The organism is Chryseobacterium sp. SN22, assembly GCF_008329705.1.
GTDB lineage: Bacteria > Bacteroidota > Bacteroidia > Flavobacteriales > Weeksellaceae > Chryseobacterium.
The window spans coordinates 13,609-30,298 of the sequence record NZ_VTSX01000003.1; the positions used below are offsets into that span (position 1 = coordinate 13,609).

Sequence of the window (16,690 nt, forward strand, 5' to 3'; positions counted from 1 at the left end):
AAGCCTTTCGTGGTTACAAAAAGGCTTGGTTTGTATAAATTTTTTCGCTCCTTACTTGATGAATTCCGTTTTGAAGACTTCATCATAATTGTGAACACAATTGTTGATGAAACCCTGTTCCGCCATCCATTTATCACTGTACACTTTGGTAATGTACCTTGAACCGTGATCAGGATAAATCAGAACCACTACGTCATTTTCGGAAAATTCGTGAGACTGAGCATACTGCATTAAGGCCTGGGTAACTGCCCCGGTAGTATATCCTCCCATGATGGCTTCTTTCAAAGCGATCTCACGGGTTCTATAGGCGGACATTTCGTCATTTACCCGTACAAATTCCTCCACTTTGTCGAACAGAAGAGCAGAAGGAATTAAGTTTTTTCCCATTCCTTCGATCTGGTATGGATGAACGTCTTCCTTATGGATCTCTCCGGTTTCATGATAGCTTTTCAGGATAGATCCATCTGCATCCACACCGATAATCTTGACAGAGGGATTTTTTTCTTTTAGAAATTTAGCTGAACCGGACAATGTACCGCCGGTCCCCGTACATGCAAAAAGATGGGTAATCCTGCCTTGCGTCTGCTCCCAGATTTCAGGACCTGTCGTCTGATAATGGGCATCAATATTCAGTTCGTTGAAATATTGGTTGATGTATATGGAATTAGGGGTTTCTGCAGCTATTCTCTTGGCTACTTCATAATATGATCTCGGGTCATTTGCCGGAACATTCGCCGGACAGATATAAACAGTAGCACCCAATGCTTTAAGATACGCAATCTTTTCAGGTTTTGTTTTGTCACTTACGGCCAGAATGCATTTGTATCCTTTGATAATGCAGACCATGGCAATAGAGAATCCTGTATTTCCGGAAGTCGTTTCTACAACGATGGAATCTTCTTTTAATAAACCTTTTCTTTCAGCGTTTTCTATAATGTGAAGTGCGATTCTGTCTTTAGTGGAATGTCCAGGATTATATGATTCTAACTTGGCGTAAACGGTTGCAGGAATATCTTTCGTCACAGTGTTAAGCTTCACCATAGGAGTGTTTCCTATTAGGCCAAGTATATTATCGTAAACATTACTCATTATTTGTTATTTTTCAATAAAAATCTGTCGGCAAAAATACAAAAAAATAAATTCAATTTCTAAACTTTTGTTTGATTTCTGAAATCTACGCTACGTAAAATTTATTTTGTATTTATTATCCAATGATGAAACTTTTCAAAAAGTGAGCCAAAACCTTTAAATTTTGTTAAAAACCCTCTAAAATCATATAAAAGCCTTATTTTCGCGTAATTGATTTAATAATATGAAAAATTGGACTTTTAGGCAATGGAACACCCTTCTCGGATGGGTAGTTTTCGCCATTGCATTTATTACGTACTTGTCCACCATAGAACCGAATTTCAGTTTCTGGGATTGTGGCGAGTACATTTCCTCAGCAGTAAAACTTGAAGTAACGCATGCGCCCGGAGCAGCATTATTCCAGATTGTGGGTGCCGTGGCAGCCATTTTTGCTTTGGGAAAAGGCGAAAATTATTCTATCGTTATCAACGCGATGTCAGCCTTGTTCAGTGCATTTACCATTCTGTTTCTGTTCTGGACCATCACCCACTTTGTAAGAAGGCTTCTGCACAAAGATTTTGAAGAAATTACAAAGCATCAGGAAATTTCTATTCTTTTTGCAGGGATCGTAGGTGCCTTGTGCTTTACTTTTTCAGATACCTTCTGGTTCTCTGCGGTAGAAGGGGAAGTATACTCGATGGCATCCATGTTTATTGCACTTTTGGTCTGGCTGATTACCAAATGGGAAAATGAATATAAGGCGGCTGACAATGAAAGATGGATTATTTTGATATTCTTTATCCTTGGGCTTTCTGTCGGAGTTCACATGATGTGTATGCTGGCGATTCCTGCAGTATGTTTTGTGTATTATGCAAGAAGCTATCAATTTACCTGGAAGAACTTTCTTTGGGCAAACGTAATTACTTTATTAATTCTGGCCATTGTCTTCAAAGGGATTTTCCCTTTTATCATGACGATGTTCGGGAAGCTTGAGATTTTCTTCGTTAACGGGTTATCGCTTCCTTTCCATTCAGGAACGATCGTAGCATTTGTATTGATGATAGGAATCTGTTATTTCCTGATTTCCTATGCCAGAAGAATGAAGAAGAATATGTTTCAGACCATTGCCTTATCAGTGGTTTTCATGATGATCGGTTTTTCCTGCTGGATGGTGATTCCGATCAGGGCCAACGCCAATCCTCCGATGAACCTTAATGATCCGGATAATGCAATCGGCATGCTAGATTATTACAACAGGGAGCAATACGGTGACTGGCCGACCATTTATGGACAGAACTATACGGCTTTCCTTGATGCCAACGGAATTGATAAAAATGAAGATGGAAGTTTCAAGACCCAGAAAACGGGCGAAATCTATGAAAAAAATGACAAAACAGGAAGATACATCAAAACAGGAGACCGTTTCAACTATGTTTTCAACAAGGCGCATGTCGGCTTTATGCCCAGAATGTTCAATGAAGACAAAGATGTGATGGCCAACTACATCTCCATGTACGGAGCGCCGGATTTTACCTTCAATTATGCTAATGAAGATGTAGCAGACAACCCTGAAGCAAAGCAGATTTTCGATGAACTTAGAAAAAAATATGAAGACGGATCGATTACTGCTGGAGACTATCTGAAAGTTAGACCGTATAACCTGATCAACGTTCAGAAGCCTTCTTTGGCGCAGAACCTTGATTATTTCATTACATTCCAGAACGGGTATTATTTCGTTCGTTATTTAATGTGGAATTATGTAGGCCGTCAGAACGACCTTGAAGGAAATATGGAAAGCACAAGAGGAAACTGGATCTCCGGTATTCCTTTTATCGATAATGCTTTATGGGGGAATCAGGACAAGATGCCTTCCAAATTCAGGAATGAAAGTACAGTCAAATTTTTCTTTTTGCCTCTAATTTTAGGATTGATCGGATTCTTTTTCCAGCTGAACAGGGACTTCGGAAGATTCTATGCGATGCTGTCGATCTTTGTATTGATGAGTGTCGGGATTATTTTCTATACTGGTGTAAAACCGTTTGAACCTAGAGAAAGAGATTATGCAATGGTAGGCTCATTCTACGTTTTTGCCATCTGGATCGGATTGGGAGCAGGAGCAATTCTTTGGTTCCTGCAGTCTAAAATAAAAGCAAATGCAGCCAACCTGGTGGCAGGTATTGTTCTTTTAGGGGTTCCTTTTATGATGGGCTTCCAGAACTATAATGTTCACAACAGACATAACCGGTATACTTCCTATGATTACGGATACTCCGTTCTGAAATCTTTACCCAAAGAAGATATTCTGTTTGTATACGGAGACAACGATACCTATCCGGTCTGGGCCATCCAGGAGACGGAGCAGTTCAGAGACGATGTAAAAGTAGTAAACTTTACCTTGGCTTCAACCCCTTGGAATATCGATCAGATTAAAAGAAGAACCTATAATGCAGCACCGGTTCCGGGTGTATTGACTCATGAGGATTATAGAGACGGTGTAAATGACCAGATCTATATGATGAAGAAATCGGATTGGGAAGGTCTGTTCTCTATGCTTAAAGAGCAGGGCGCGCCGCCTACGGAATTTGCGGAATTCAGAAAATATCTTACTCAGGATTCCATGACGATGAAACAGGCCATCAGCTTTCTTAAATATACTTCTCCGGCAAAGAACGAATTGTTAAAAATGTATTTCGGTGAGGAGAAATATGAAAAATACAATATTTTACCGGTAAATAAATTCATCCTGCCGGTAAATAAAGAAAATGCCGTAAAAGCAGGAATTATCAAGGCAGCCGATCTTCCGGATACCGTAAACCAGATCATGATTACCTATAAAGGAAATACCTTATATAAAAATAACCTGATCATGCTTGATGTGCTGGCGAACTTCGACTGGAAAAGGCCGATCAGCTTCTCTTCAGGAGGAATCTACGACAGCGAAAATATTTTTTACCTGGATGAATACCTTCAGTTTGACGGGTTCAGTTATCGATTGGTTCCGGTTCACACGCCTCAGACGCAGAACGGAGATATGGGAAGAGTGGACGGAAACTCTTTATATAATGTAGTGAAAAACTTCAGATGGGGGAATTTCAAGGATCTTGATACCCATTTCGATGAAACGGCAACGTCCAACATTATGAGCTACAGGGCTGCTGCAAGCAGAGCCGCCGCTACTCTGGCAACCATGGGTCAAAATGCCAAAGCCTCCGAATTACTGGATCTGGCTTCCAAAGAAATCCCGGCTCAGAAATACAACGATCTGCGTTCTTTAAGCTCTATGGTATATGGCTATATCGTTTCCGGACAGGAGAAAAAAGGATTACAGCTGGCAGAAGTGCTGAAGAAAGGAGTCTTTGACGAGTACGATTATTACATGAGCCTGAGCAGAGCCGATCAGAACTATTTAAGAAGACAGATCAGAACGAAACCGATGGAATATTCATTAGTGGTTTCAGCAGTTACTGACGCTTATACAAAAATCGGGAAGAAAGATAAAGCCTACGATTACCTGGTAAAATCCATTGAACCGATCGACAAGAAATTCAACGGGTTTATTGAAAACCTTAAAGAAATGGGTAAGGAAAAAGCGATGAAGGAATCGGAACAGGTACAGAAAATCACGCCGTTTTACCAGTATTTATTCGATGTGATGGAACCTTTTGATTCCACTTATTCGAAAGAGAAGGAAACGCAGATCACCAACTCGATCATCAAAGCAACCCAATAAGTTTAAAACTTTGCGGGCCTTGCGTTAAATTAAAATTTAAAACGGAACTTCGGTTCCGTTTTTTTTGTGTTGGGATTTGAGGAATTTTAAGATTATATTTGCCTGATTAACGAAGCACAATGTCAGAAACGAAAAATAGCAGGTTCCCGGTATATGCTGTACTCATTACAGTTGTCTTTAAACTTTTATTTTTACTTACGAATTACATTCAGGAGGATGCTTTTATTACCTGGAGGGTTGCCCAGAACATGATGGATTACGGCGTGATCGGTTTTAACGGACCGGAAAAAATCTCTGCCTCCACCACACATCTGTATGTTTTTGTTTCTTACCTGTTCAATGTTATTTTCGGGAAAGAGAACTTTATTGTTCCGCTGCTTATTTTTAATTCGGTTCTTTTTACCATCGGAAGCTTATTCCTGTCGCATCTTTTACTGAAGAATAATTGGCACAAAGCCATCTTTATTTTTTTAATAGGCATTTTACCGCCTGCGATTAAAGTTTCAATTCTTGGAATGGAATATGGCATTCTTTTCTTTCTGGAAATGGCTCTGCTGTATTACGGCTTTTTTAAAGGTAAAAAATGGGCGCTGTTTTTATTTCCGGTCCTGATCCTGTTTACCAGGATCGATACGGTAATCTTTCTGGGGATCGTGTTTTTGGTGGATTTGTTCCGGACCAGAAAAATGAGATGGATTTATATTTTGGGAGGCGTTGCCGGGATTGCAGCAACACTCGCATTTAACTGGCTGTATTTCGGTGAGCTTGTCAACAATACCATTGTCGCTAAAAAATTAGCCTACAGTAAAGATTTTACCTTTGAGCAGAACCTTGATTATTTCAGGTTAAATTTTGGGAATTTCTGGGGAATGCTGAAGCTGCCGGGAGACTTTAACCCGATAACCACTGTTGTCCTGATCTTCGAGGTGCTGTGTTTTGTTTATCTGATCCGGCAGAGAAATAAAAGAAACGTTTTTCTCTGGACAATCTTTATTTTCGGATGGGTAAAACAATTGATTTTCCTTTCGCAGAAAAGCCTTTTCGACTGGTATTACTGGGTGCCGCAGATCCTTCTTTTTGTTCCGGTCCTGATCTTTGTTCTGGAGCAGAGAGAAAAAAGAAATCTTTGGCTTTCTTTACTGATGGTGATATATATTGTTCCGATGCTGGCTTTTCAGACCATACATTCTATTGCGACCGGAAACGGAGAATGGAATTACCGCAGGACCATCGGTTTATTTTTAAACGGGTACGAAAAAGATAAAAACCAGTGGATCTTCCTGGAACCTGCCGGTTATGTGCCGTATTTTTCAGGCTTAAAAACCATCGACGAAGTTGGCTTGGTGGATAAAAAAGTACAGGAAGAAATTAAAAAGGACAAACCGAATTTCTGGATCAATACTGTAAAGAACAGGAAGCCGAAATACCTGCTTTCCTACGATGACCTTTTTAACACAAAAAATGCGGAATACATAAAAGCCCATTATAGGCTGATCAAAGAATTCCGGGTAAAAGACCATCTGAAAAGCGACAACAGGATTCTGGAAAAGATCTATATCCTGAAACCTTCCGGAACAGATTACAACCTGTACGAAAGGGTAGAACCCTAACATTAACCTTGAATTTTGAATCTTAAATTTTAAACCAATTCTATGAAGTACTGTGCTTTTCTCCGTGGTGTCAATGTAAAAGGAACCAACATGAAAATGGCAGAAGTCTGCCAGGTGTTCAAGGTAGCCGGGATGGTTGAAGTATCCTCGGTGCTTGCTTCCGGGAACATTATTTTTTCCTCAGATCAGAATGCGGATGCCCTAAAAAAGATTCTTGAAGAAGCGATGTCCAAGCATTTCTCGTATCAAGCCTTTCTTTTCGTAAGATTGCATGAAGAAGTACAGACTTACCTCGACAATAATCCTTTTGAAAAAAATGAAGATCTGCATTCATATATTTTTGTGGGAGACAATAGGGTAGAAAAAATCTTAATGCAGGAGTTTGAAAATGCTTCAAAAGCTGAAAGAGAAACCGCCAGAATTGTAGATGATACTTTTTACTGGCAGGTTCCGAAGGGAAATACTCTTGATTCCGGATTTGGAAAAATTCTCGGAAAGAAATCCCTCAAAGACCAATTCACCAGCCGTAATGTAAATACATTTGAAAAAATCCTGAAGAAATTTTAATCTGAGGGTCTTACAGCCGCAAAAGGAAAGCTGGATAGTGGAAGTTCCTTTTGTCAGTATTACGATTAAAGATGTTAATGACCAGATGAAGTCATTCGCTAAATAACTTTCATCTGCTGAATCTGCATGACTAAATAAGATGATCGGTAAATAATTTCGCATTTACGAACTTTCTCAGTATTTTTACTGAACTTTTAATTACCATAAAATGATCCAGTATTTAGATAACATCCACCACAAAGATTCAAAAAACTTTTTCCTTATTGCCGGACCGTGTATCATCGAAGGCGAAGACATGGCATTGAAGATCGCTGAAAAAGTGGTAGAACTCACCAACAAATATAACATTCCCTATATTTTCAAAGGAAGCTTCAAGAAAGCCAACCGGAGCCGGGTAGATTCGTTTACGACCATCGGTGAAGAAAAATCGCTTGAAATCCTTAAAAAAGTAGGAGAGACTTTTAATATTCCCACCACAACGGATATTCATGAAAATGAGCATGCCGCTTTGGCAGCGCAATACGTGGACGTGCTTCAGATTCCGGCGTTTCTGGTTCGCCAGACCGATCTTCTGGTGGCTGCAGCCCAAACCGGGAAATGTGTTTCCCTGAAAAAAGGACAGTTTCTTTCCCCGGAATCTATGAAATTCGCCGTTCAGAAAATTACGGATTCCGATAACCCGAAAGTAGCCATAATCGAAAGGGGAAATTCTTTCGGATACACGGATCTAATTGTGGATTACAGGGGAATTCCGACGATGAGGAATTATGCGCCGGTGATTCTGGATGTTACCCATTCTTTACAGCAGCCGAACCAGAGCTCAGGGGTAACCGGAGGAAGACCGGACCTGATCGAAACCGTTGCCAAAGCAGGAATCGCCGTTGGAGCGGACGGAATTTTCATTGAAACGCACCCGACTCCTGAAACTGCTTTATCCGACGGTGCCAACATGCTGCGACTTGATTTGCTGGAAGACCTGTTACAAAAATTAACCCGGGTAAGAGAAGCTATTCTTTAGTTTCTTCGCTATTAAAAAAGCTTATCTGAATTTTAACACCGGTTTGAATCTATAACAGTGTTTTCCGATTCAATAATCATGAAAATACGGGATATACTGCTGAAAATTGATGATTATGAATGTTAAAGAAAGTTTAAATAAGTTAAAATAAAATTTATATATTCACGTTTGAAATTTTAAAACATTTCTTTTGAAAAAACTAGTTTTACCATTGAGCCTTCTGGTTCCCGCATTAGTATTCTCTCAGGTAAGAAAGAAGAAGGATACGCTGAAAACCGCAAGCATCGAAGAAGTTGTTTTCCAGAAAAAAGTAACGGGAAGCACCAACGATATGACAGCTGTGAAAATTTCGGCTAAAGATGCAAGGAATGTGGCGAGTATCTCCGGAGGGATTGAAGGAATCCTGAAGACCCTGCCTTCCGTAAACTCCAATACGGAGCTTTCTTCACAATACATGGTTCGTGGCGGAAACTATGACGAAAACCTGATCTACATCAATGATATTGAAATTTACCGGCCTTTCCTGATCCGGAATTCTCAGCAGGAAGGTTTGAGCATCATCAATCCGGACATGGTTTCTACCGTAAACTTTTCAGTTGGAGGTTTTGAGCCGAGATACGGCGATAAAATGTCTTCGGCACTGAATATCTATTACCGCGAACCGGAAAAATTTGAGGTGGCCGGCGAAGGCAGCTTAATCGGAGGAAGGCTGACGACCGGCTTTGCCGCAGGAAAAGACGGTGAAGGAAACCGGAAATTTACCGCGTTGTTTTCCGGAAGATACCGAAATACCAATCTTGTCCTCAATACATTAAAAGAAGATACGGACTTCAATCCGAAGTATATGGATTTCCAGACGTATCTTAATTATCATTTTAGCCCGAAGTTGACCATGTCGTTCATCGGGTATTATTCGAAGAACGATTATGAGATGATTCCGAAAGAGAGAAGCATTGACTTCGGTTCCTTACAGCAGCCAATCAACCTTACCGTAAATTACGGCGGCCGTGAGGATGACAAGTATAAAAATATGATGGGAACGTTTTCCCTGAATTTCAAGCCTTCGGATAAATGGAGGTTTACGCTGGATGCTTTTGCCTACCAGAACCGGGAGCGGGAATATTATTCCATTGCTTCAGCTTATGTACTGCAGACTTTTGATCCGGTTACAGGAGCGCCCGTTACGTCCTACGATACCGGCGGCCAGATCGAGCATGCCCGGAACGACCTTTTTGTAAAAACATACGGAACCCAGGCCAGAGCCAGGTTTTCACCAAACGTAAATACCGACATCGAAGTAGGTTTTAAATATGAAAAAGAAAGCCTGAAAGACCTGACCAATGAATGGAAACTTGTAGATTCGGCAGGATACAGCACGCCGATTTCTGCACTTCTTGATCCTAGAAATCCGCCGAATCTGGATTTATACTATAACATTTCAGGAAAAAATGATATCCAGCCGACCAGAATGTCTGCTTACGCCCAGTTTTCCCAGAAATTCTTTTGGGGCAGCAACAAAGTCTTTGTAAATGCAGGGGCGAGGGTCGCGCATTGGAGCTTTAATAATGAAACCATTTTCTCTCCGCGGGCCCAGTTTGCCATCAAGCCGGATTGGAATTCCGATATGCTCTTCAGGCTTTCGGGAGGGATCTATTACCAGGCACCGTTCTACAAGGAAATCAAAGATCTTGACGGGAATTTTAATTCAAATATCAAATCCCAGGGTTCCATCCAGGCGATCCTGGCCAATGATTATGAGTTCCGAATGTACGACCGGCCGTTTAAGCTGACTACGGAATTGTATTACAAGAAAATGGACGACCTTATTCCATACTTTATGGATAACGTAAGGATCCGATATTCCGGTAAAAACAATGCAACCGGATCGGCCTATGGGATCGATACCCGTTTGTTCGGGGAATTTGTTCCGGGTGTTGATTCCTGGTTGTCGGCAAGTTATGCCCGGGTATATGAAAATATTGACGGAAGAGGGGATATCCCGAGACCCACCGACCAGAGACTCCGTTTCGCCATGTTTTATCAGGATTATATGCCGAAGTTCCCTAAAATGCGGGTGAACTTAACCCTTGTTTATGCAATGGGACTGCCTACCGGATCTCCCATTGTACTGGATGAAAACCGGAAAATCGATTATTTCGCAGGATATTCCTATCAGAAAACGCTGCCTTCTTACAAAAGAGTGGATTTGGGACTGTCTTATGCATTTATAGAACCGAAAGAAAAAAATACCGCTTACGGTTTTTGGGGAAATTTTGACGAACTGACGCTTGGCGTACAGGTTTTCAACGCTTTTAATATCAGGAATACGGTAGCCAACCAATGGATCACGGATGCCAACACCAACCTGATGTATCCGGTTCCGGTTCGTCTGACCGGACGTTTTTTCAATGTAAAACTTGAATTCAGAATTAAATAAACATAGCTGGCGGATTGTTCTGTCAGTTTTAACAGATAAGAAATAAGCTCCTGAAATATTCAGGAGTTTTTTATTTTTCCGGATTTTATAACAACAATACATAATTTTATAACATAGATACCACAGATAATTTTTAACTTTGTTCCAGTGAAAAAGATTCTTGCTATAGTGTTCTCTGTTTTCTACTTCGGGTTTTCTTCCGGGGCAGTCTTCAATGTTCATTATTGCATGAATGAATTGGCATCGGTAAGCCGTAATACGAAAGACGTTTGCAGCAAATGCGGCGTTAAAACCAAAAAAGACTGCTGCAAAACCGAGATCAGAGTTGTGAAAGTTGATGATTCCCAAAAATCGGATTTCCTTAAAATTGATCTTTTAAAACAAATTCTGCAAGTTTCCCGTCAGAGGTTTTTTGTTACCGACCTGTCTTTTTCCAGCTCTAAATTTACCCGGATCAGGATCAACGCGCCGCCTGAAATCCGGCCCGTCCCCATCTTTATTACCCATTGTCATTTTAGGATTTAGAATCCGTCAGTCGTTAAATGATCTGCTAAAACAGCGTCCTCTTTGCCATATGTGGGGAGATTTATCACAAAAGTCACAAAAGCTCTGAGCACATTAGAAATATAAGATTTAAAGATAAATTTTATGCATATTTTAAAACACATAAGTTTTAAAATCTTTGATCTCTAGTCCCACGATCCTAAGGAACGGCTACCCGGTGGCTGAGGCACTCGAAGCCACACATCATCTGTGAAGATCGTACTATCAGGGCATTATTAAAAAACGACACGCTCTGTCGCGTTATGCGATTTTTAAGCCATTATTAAAAATGATCCTAAAATTTAAGACAATGAAAAAATATATCATCACTGCAATATTCTCTTTATTTTCAATTATTTCCATTTCAGCACAGTCTAAAAAAGATGCGCAGATTTCCAGACTCTATCAGAATTACATTGCCATAAAATCGGCTTTGTCCTCTGATGATGCTGAAAAAACTTCAAAAGCGGCAACCGAATTCATTAAAACCGCTTCAGCTATTGATTACAAAAAAATCTCGGAAGGAAACCTGAATACGCTTAGAAAAGATGCGACAGCGATTTCTGAAGCCCGGAACATCAGCAGCCAGCGGGAAACTTTTATGAATCTTTCGGACAACATGATTGCTTTAACTAAAGAGTTCAAAGTTTCCGAGAGCCCCGTGTATGTTCAGTATTGCCCGATGGCCGATGGAAGCTGGCTGAGCAACGAAACAAAAATTGCCAACCCGTATTATGGGAAATCCATGCTTACGTGTGGGAATGTGAAGTCAACCATTAAATAAGATTTGTGTTTTATTTAGAATAAAAGAGTTGTAAAGTTTGAACGGGAATGGGTTTGCAGTTAAGGATAAATATCTTTGCTAAACCGCATGCTTTGAAACAGAATTTAATTTTTAATTCTTATACATTCAAACTTTACAACATTTCTTAAACTTATTTAATTGCAAATCGCAAATCTGGATGATTACAATTCCAAAAGACTGGATATAGCTTTTTTGAATTATAAATATGCTCATTTGTACTTAACCAGCATGATTGTCTTTTATTTCTTTTGCAGTTAAATATAAAAAGTCACAGAATATTATGAAAAAATTCATCTTATTTCTGCTGCTCTTATTTTCTGTTTTCAGCTTTTCACAAACTGCAAAAACCCATTTTACCTGTCCGATGCATGCGGATGTCGTGTCATCAAAACCGGGAGACTGCCCGAAATGCGGCATGACACTGGTTAAAAAGACGGCTGTAGTTAAACCCAAAACGGTAATAAAACCAAAGGCCAGACCGGCTCCGAAAACAGAAATAAAAACAACGGAAATTAAAAAGAAAACGGCTGAAAAACCGGCAGTGAAAAAAGAAGTTTTCGGCAAAAAGGCTGCTGATCCGAAAGATAAAATCCGTAAGGAAACATCATCGGGATCAAAGACTGAACCTCAGATTCATGCTCGGCATCAGAAAAAATATACCTGCCCGATGCATCCGGAAGTGATTTCCGGCAAACCGGGGAAATGTCCCAGATGCGGAATGGATTTAGTGGAGGCCAAAGATCAGACTGAATCATATCCTGAATCAGAAACCAATAATTCTGCATTAAAAAAGAATACGGCAAATGGAAAACTAAGCTTTGGCGGCAGAACGGTCCGTTATGATTTATATGTAAAAGATACCATCGTCAATTTTACCGGAAAAAACCGTCGCGCCATTGCAGTCAACGGAAAGCTTCAGGCCCCGACGTTGTATTTTACGGAAGGCGATACCGCTGAAATTTACCTTCACAACAGACTGAAAGAAAATACGGGTTTCCATTGGCACGGAGTTATTTTACCGAATGAATTCGACGGTGTCCCTTACCTGACCACCAAACCGGTAAAACCGGGAGAAACCCATCTGTATAAATTCAGGGTTTCTCAGAATGGAACCTATTGGTACCATTCCCATGAAAGCCTTCAGGAGCAGATCGGCATGAATGGGATTCTGGTTTTCAGGAAAAGAGAAGGGAATCCCGGGACGAATTACACCCGTGAAATCCCTGTATTGCTGGGAGAATGGACTGATGAAAATCCGAAGCAGATTGCGCGGCGGCTCCATATGGCCAACACCGACTGGTATGCCATCCGGAAAAATACGGTACAGAGTTATGGTGAAGCTTTTAAGTCAGGAAATTTCGGTACCAAGCTGCTGAACGAATGGAAAAGAATGGAAGCCATGGATGTAAGTGATGTTTATTACGACCGGTTTCTTATCAACGGGCAGCCGGGTTCAGATTATGCAGACTTAAAAGCAGGGGATAAAGTGCTGTTAAGGGTTGCCAACGGCGGCTCTTCTACCTATTTCTGGCTGAATTTCGGAGGCGGGAAAATAAAAGTGGTGGCGAATGATGGTAATGAAGTAGTTCCGGTAGAGGTCGACCGTCTGATCGTCGGGGTTTCTGAAACCTACGATATTGAGGTCACCATTCCTGAAAATAAAAGCTTTGAATTCCGCGCTACGTCTGAAGACCGGGTCGGACATGCTTCGCTCTGGCTCGGATCGGGACACAAAGTGAATGCTCCTGATCTGCCACGGCTCATGCTCTTTGAAGGAATGAAAATGATGAACGCCATGATGAGCATCAGCGGAAACATGAAACCGATGAACATGACGATGGGCAACCAGATGATGGACATGAATGAAGTGATGTATCCCGAACTTTCCGAAAACCAGAGGGAAATGACTATGAAGCATATGAACGAAATGATAGGCCAAGAAAAGGAGAGTGAAGATGAAAGACATTCACAGCATCAGCAAATGGATATGTCCGAAGAAAAATCCATTAAAAGATTATCCTATAACATGCTGAAATCTCCAGAGAAAACAATCCTGCCTTCAGAAAATGTACGGGAGCTGAAATTTACGCTGGAAGGGAATATGAACCATTATTTGTGGACACTGGATAATAAAACCGTTACTGAAACCGATAAGATTCTGGTGAAGAAAGGGGAAATTCTGAGAATTACGGTGTACAACAATTCGATGATGCGCCATCCGATGCACCTTCATGGCCATGATTTCCGTCTGGTTAATGCAAAAGGGGAATATTCGCCATTGAAAAATGTCGTGGATATTATGCCGATGGAAACCGATACCATTGAGTTTGCCGCCAACCAGGATGGTGATTGGTTCTTCCACTGCCACATCCTGTACCACATGATGGCCGGAATGGGAAGGGTGTTCAGCTATAAAGATTCAAAGCCCAATCCGGAACTGCCGAATAGGAAGCTGGCCTGGAAAAGCTTTATGAAAGACAACCGGATGATCAGCTCCATGGCCATGCTGGACGTCAATTCAAATAAGCTTCACGCGGAAACCATGACGATGTTCGGACCGAGATGGGTCAGCCTGAATGAGTTCCACTCCAACTGGGATTTCAACCACTTTGACGGAAATTTCAAAGCAGGAAGATTTTTAGGAAAATTCCAGTGGGCGCTGCCTTATGCAGGATTCAGGATCCGGAACAACCATGAGATCATGGAACGGCAGATGGCAGAAGCAGTGGGTATGGATTTTCACGGCAGGAAAACATGGTTCGGTCAGCAGAAAGCTTCAAAGACCAAAGGCGCCTTGATCGTCGGAGTACAATATGTGTTGCCGATGTTGATTACCGCTGATGCAAGCATCGACCAGCACGGGAAAGTCCTGCTGGAGTTTCAGAGAGAAGATATCCCGATCTCAAGAAGATTAAGGGGGAATTTCACACTGAACTCCGACGGGGAATTTTCAACCGGCCTCCGCTACATTGTTCAGAAATGGTTTTCATTGTCCGGCAATTATGATAATGAAACGGGCTGGGGCGCCGGAATTACTTTGATGTATTAATTGATTCTCTTTTAAAAAGACCAGTAAACCTCATAGGTTTTGCTAAAAAAACAGCTGTCCAAACTTTCGGACAGCTGTTTTTTATTGCAGTATTCAGATTCCCGGCTAAAAAACATTTAATTCAGCACCTCATTGATCTTCGGATATTCAGAAATTTTCCTGAATACAAACCGGTTGCTTTTCTGAAGTTTTTCAATGAAAAGATCCAGTTCGTTGATGGAATCTCCATCGGTTAAATATTGGTCATGCGTAAGAAAAACAAGGTGTCTGGATGTTTTTTCAAGATCATTGAAGAATATACTGTCTACTTTTTTCAGCATTTCCTCATGTTTTCCTTTCAGTGCCATTGTGTGGGTGGGTTTCCATTCCAGGTCCCAGCCAACCACCTTATAGCCGGCCTGTTTCAGCTGGTCCGCGGCTTCCTTGGAACTTTTAAGGTCGGTTACGGTGATGTTGTTCAGCCTCCAGATATTCCTTCCCGGAGTTCTGGCGATCTGGTCGTACAGCCGTAAGCTGTCTTTTGCGGTATCAAAATCATGAACTACGGCTGCCGGATTTTTATAAAAACCGGTGTACTTGTTGTGGGCATGCGTAAAGCTGTGGTTAGCCAGTTCTACCAACCGGTCTTTTCTAAGGAGTTCAAGATCCTGCTGTTGTTTCTTGCTCCCGTACACATGTTTGCCGACCAGGAAAGCCGTAGCACAAACGTTTCTTTTATGTAGAATTTTCAGGAGATTTTCCGTTCCGCGGTTGGGGCCGTCGTCGAAGGTAAGGTAAATTACCCTTTTGCCGGCAGGAACTTTTTCATCATCGGGTTTGGGGACAATTTTTGCGACGGGATGGTCTTCAGGAACCGTGTTTAATGATTCTTTTTTGTCTTTTTTCTGATTACAGCTGTTAAATAAAATTGAAGTTGCACTCATCAATGCAAACATCCCCAGAAAAGTCTTTTTTAGAGACCTTTCCGCAAAAGTTTTTGTCATAAAGTTTAATGGAATTTTTGTTGTTAAAAATTGTTAATTTTTCCAAATATTTCTTAACAAAAAACATGCCGATTTTAGCTTTGAAATTACTTTTAAGGTGATTTTAATAATTTATTTTCAGACTGTTATTTTTCCAGCAGTTCTTTTAAATACAGAGAATTTTTGATTGCCGCCGTTCCCCAGGTATTATTGAAAAAGATAAACGATTTATGTTTAAAATTCCGGATTTTTTCAGCCAGATTTTTAATGAATTCTTCACTGTATTCCGATTTGTAAAGAACGGGTTTTCCATGGAGCCTGTAGTAGAGAATGTCCGCATGACTGACAATAACATCTTCCGGCAGATTTCCCGGAAAACTCACACCGGAAAAAATGACATGATTTTCTTTGAGCAGTTTGAATATTTCATCCCGCCACCAGGATTCGTGACGAAATTCAATGACGTTGACATGGCTGAAATCCAGATTGTTCAAAATCAAATCAATATTTTCAGGGCTGTTTTTAAACGATGGCGGGAACTGGTACAGAAATCCTGAGAGTTTTTCCTTTAAATTATTTTGAATATGTTGACAAAATTCGGAGATTTCCTCCCGGCAATCTTTCAGCCTTTTTTCGTGTGAAATAGTCTTTGGGATTTTAATAAAAAACCTGAAATCCTCCGCTGTCTCATCTGTCCATTTCTGTAAGGTTTTGGCCGTGGGTTTCCTGTAAAACGTCGAATTGATTTCCACACAGTTAAAAGCTTGGGAATACAGTGTAAGAAAGTCCTTGCTCTTGGCATCCTCAGGATACAGCGAACCCTTCCAGTCATTGTTATAGAACCCCGAACAGCCGATATAAAGATTTTCTTTTTCCATATTTTTCTTTTTTAATGTTTAAA

Annotated in this window: 11 protein-coding genes; 8 read left to right on the forward strand and 3 right to left on the reverse strand. The window is 40.8% G+C overall.

Translation table 11 applies throughout. The features are described 5' to 3' along the window. Window positions 1-51 precede the first annotated feature (51 nt). A complete protein-coding gene (locus FY557_RS02245; protein WP_149245666.1) occupies window positions 52-1,089 on the reverse strand; it encodes a PLP-dependent cysteine synthase family protein in 1,038 nt (345 codons plus the stop codon). 223 nt (window positions 1,090-1,312) lie between these two features. On the opposite strand from FY557_RS02245, the gene FY557_RS02250 reads away from it, so the two are divergent. From FY557_RS02250 to FY557_RS02285, 8 genes are all read left to right on the forward strand, one after another. Continuing rightward, window positions 1,313-4,798: a DUF2723 domain-containing protein gene (locus tag FY557_RS02250; protein WP_149245667.1), complete on the forward strand. Its 3,486-nt coding sequence runs from the start codon at window positions 1,313-1,315 to the stop codon at window positions 4,796-4,798. A gap of 119 nt (window positions 4,799-4,917) precedes the next feature. Then, a complete protein-coding gene (locus FY557_RS02255) occupies window positions 4,918-6,408 on the forward strand; it encodes a hypothetical protein (protein ID WP_149245668.1) in 1,491 nt (496 codons plus the stop codon). A 42-nt stretch (window positions 6,409-6,450) separates the two neighbouring features. Further along, window positions 6,451-6,975, forward strand: a complete 525-nt coding sequence (locus FY557_RS02260; protein WP_149245669.1) for a DUF1697 domain-containing protein — start codon at window positions 6,451-6,453, stop codon at window positions 6,973-6,975. Between the two features lie 208 nt (window positions 6,976-7,183). Then, complete coding sequence (kdsA, locus tag FY557_RS02265; protein WP_149245670.1) at window positions 7,184-7,993, forward strand: 3-deoxy-8-phosphooctulonate synthase; 810 nt, start codon at window positions 7,184-7,186, stop codon at window positions 7,991-7,993. Between the two features lie 190 nt (window positions 7,994-8,183). Beyond that, window positions 8,184-10,430, forward strand: coding sequence for a TonB-dependent receptor plug domain-containing protein (locus tag FY557_RS02270; RefSeq protein WP_149245671.1), 2,247 nt, complete (start codon window positions 8,184-8,186; stop codon window positions 10,428-10,430). A 147-nt stretch (window positions 10,431-10,577) separates the two neighbouring features. Beyond that, window positions 10,578-10,955 carry an HYC_CC_PP family protein gene (locus FY557_RS02275; RefSeq protein WP_149245672.1) on the forward strand — a complete coding sequence of 126 codons (378 nt, stop codon included), beginning with the start codon at window positions 10,578-10,580 and terminating at the stop codon, window positions 10,953-10,955. 328 nt (window positions 10,956-11,283) lie between these two features. Then, window positions 11,284-11,757 carry a DUF3347 domain-containing protein gene (locus FY557_RS02280; protein WP_149245673.1) on the forward strand — a complete coding sequence of 158 codons (474 nt, stop codon included), beginning with the start codon at window positions 11,284-11,286 and terminating at the stop codon, window positions 11,755-11,757. 301 nt (window positions 11,758-12,058) lie between these two features. Next, window positions 12,059-14,827: a multicopper oxidase domain-containing protein gene (locus tag FY557_RS02285; protein ID WP_149245674.1), complete on the forward strand. Its 2,769-nt coding sequence runs from the start codon at window positions 12,059-12,061 to the stop codon at window positions 14,825-14,827. A gap of 116 nt (window positions 14,828-14,943) precedes the next feature. On the opposite strand, the gene FY557_RS02290 is transcribed toward FY557_RS02285, so the two are convergent. Continuing rightward, the gene (locus FY557_RS02290) at window positions 14,944-15,810 is read right to left on the reverse strand and encodes a polysaccharide deacetylase family protein (protein ID WP_149245675.1); all 867 of its coding nucleotides are present in this window, start codon (window positions 15,808-15,810) and stop codon (window positions 14,944-14,946) included. 125 nt (window positions 15,811-15,935) lie between these two features. Further along, the gene (locus FY557_RS02295; RefSeq protein ID WP_149245676.1) at window positions 15,936-16,667 is read right to left on the reverse strand and encodes a DUF72 domain-containing protein; all 732 of its coding nucleotides are present in this window, start codon (window positions 16,665-16,667) and stop codon (window positions 15,936-15,938) included. Between the last annotated feature and the right edge of the window lie 23 nt (window positions 16,668-16,690).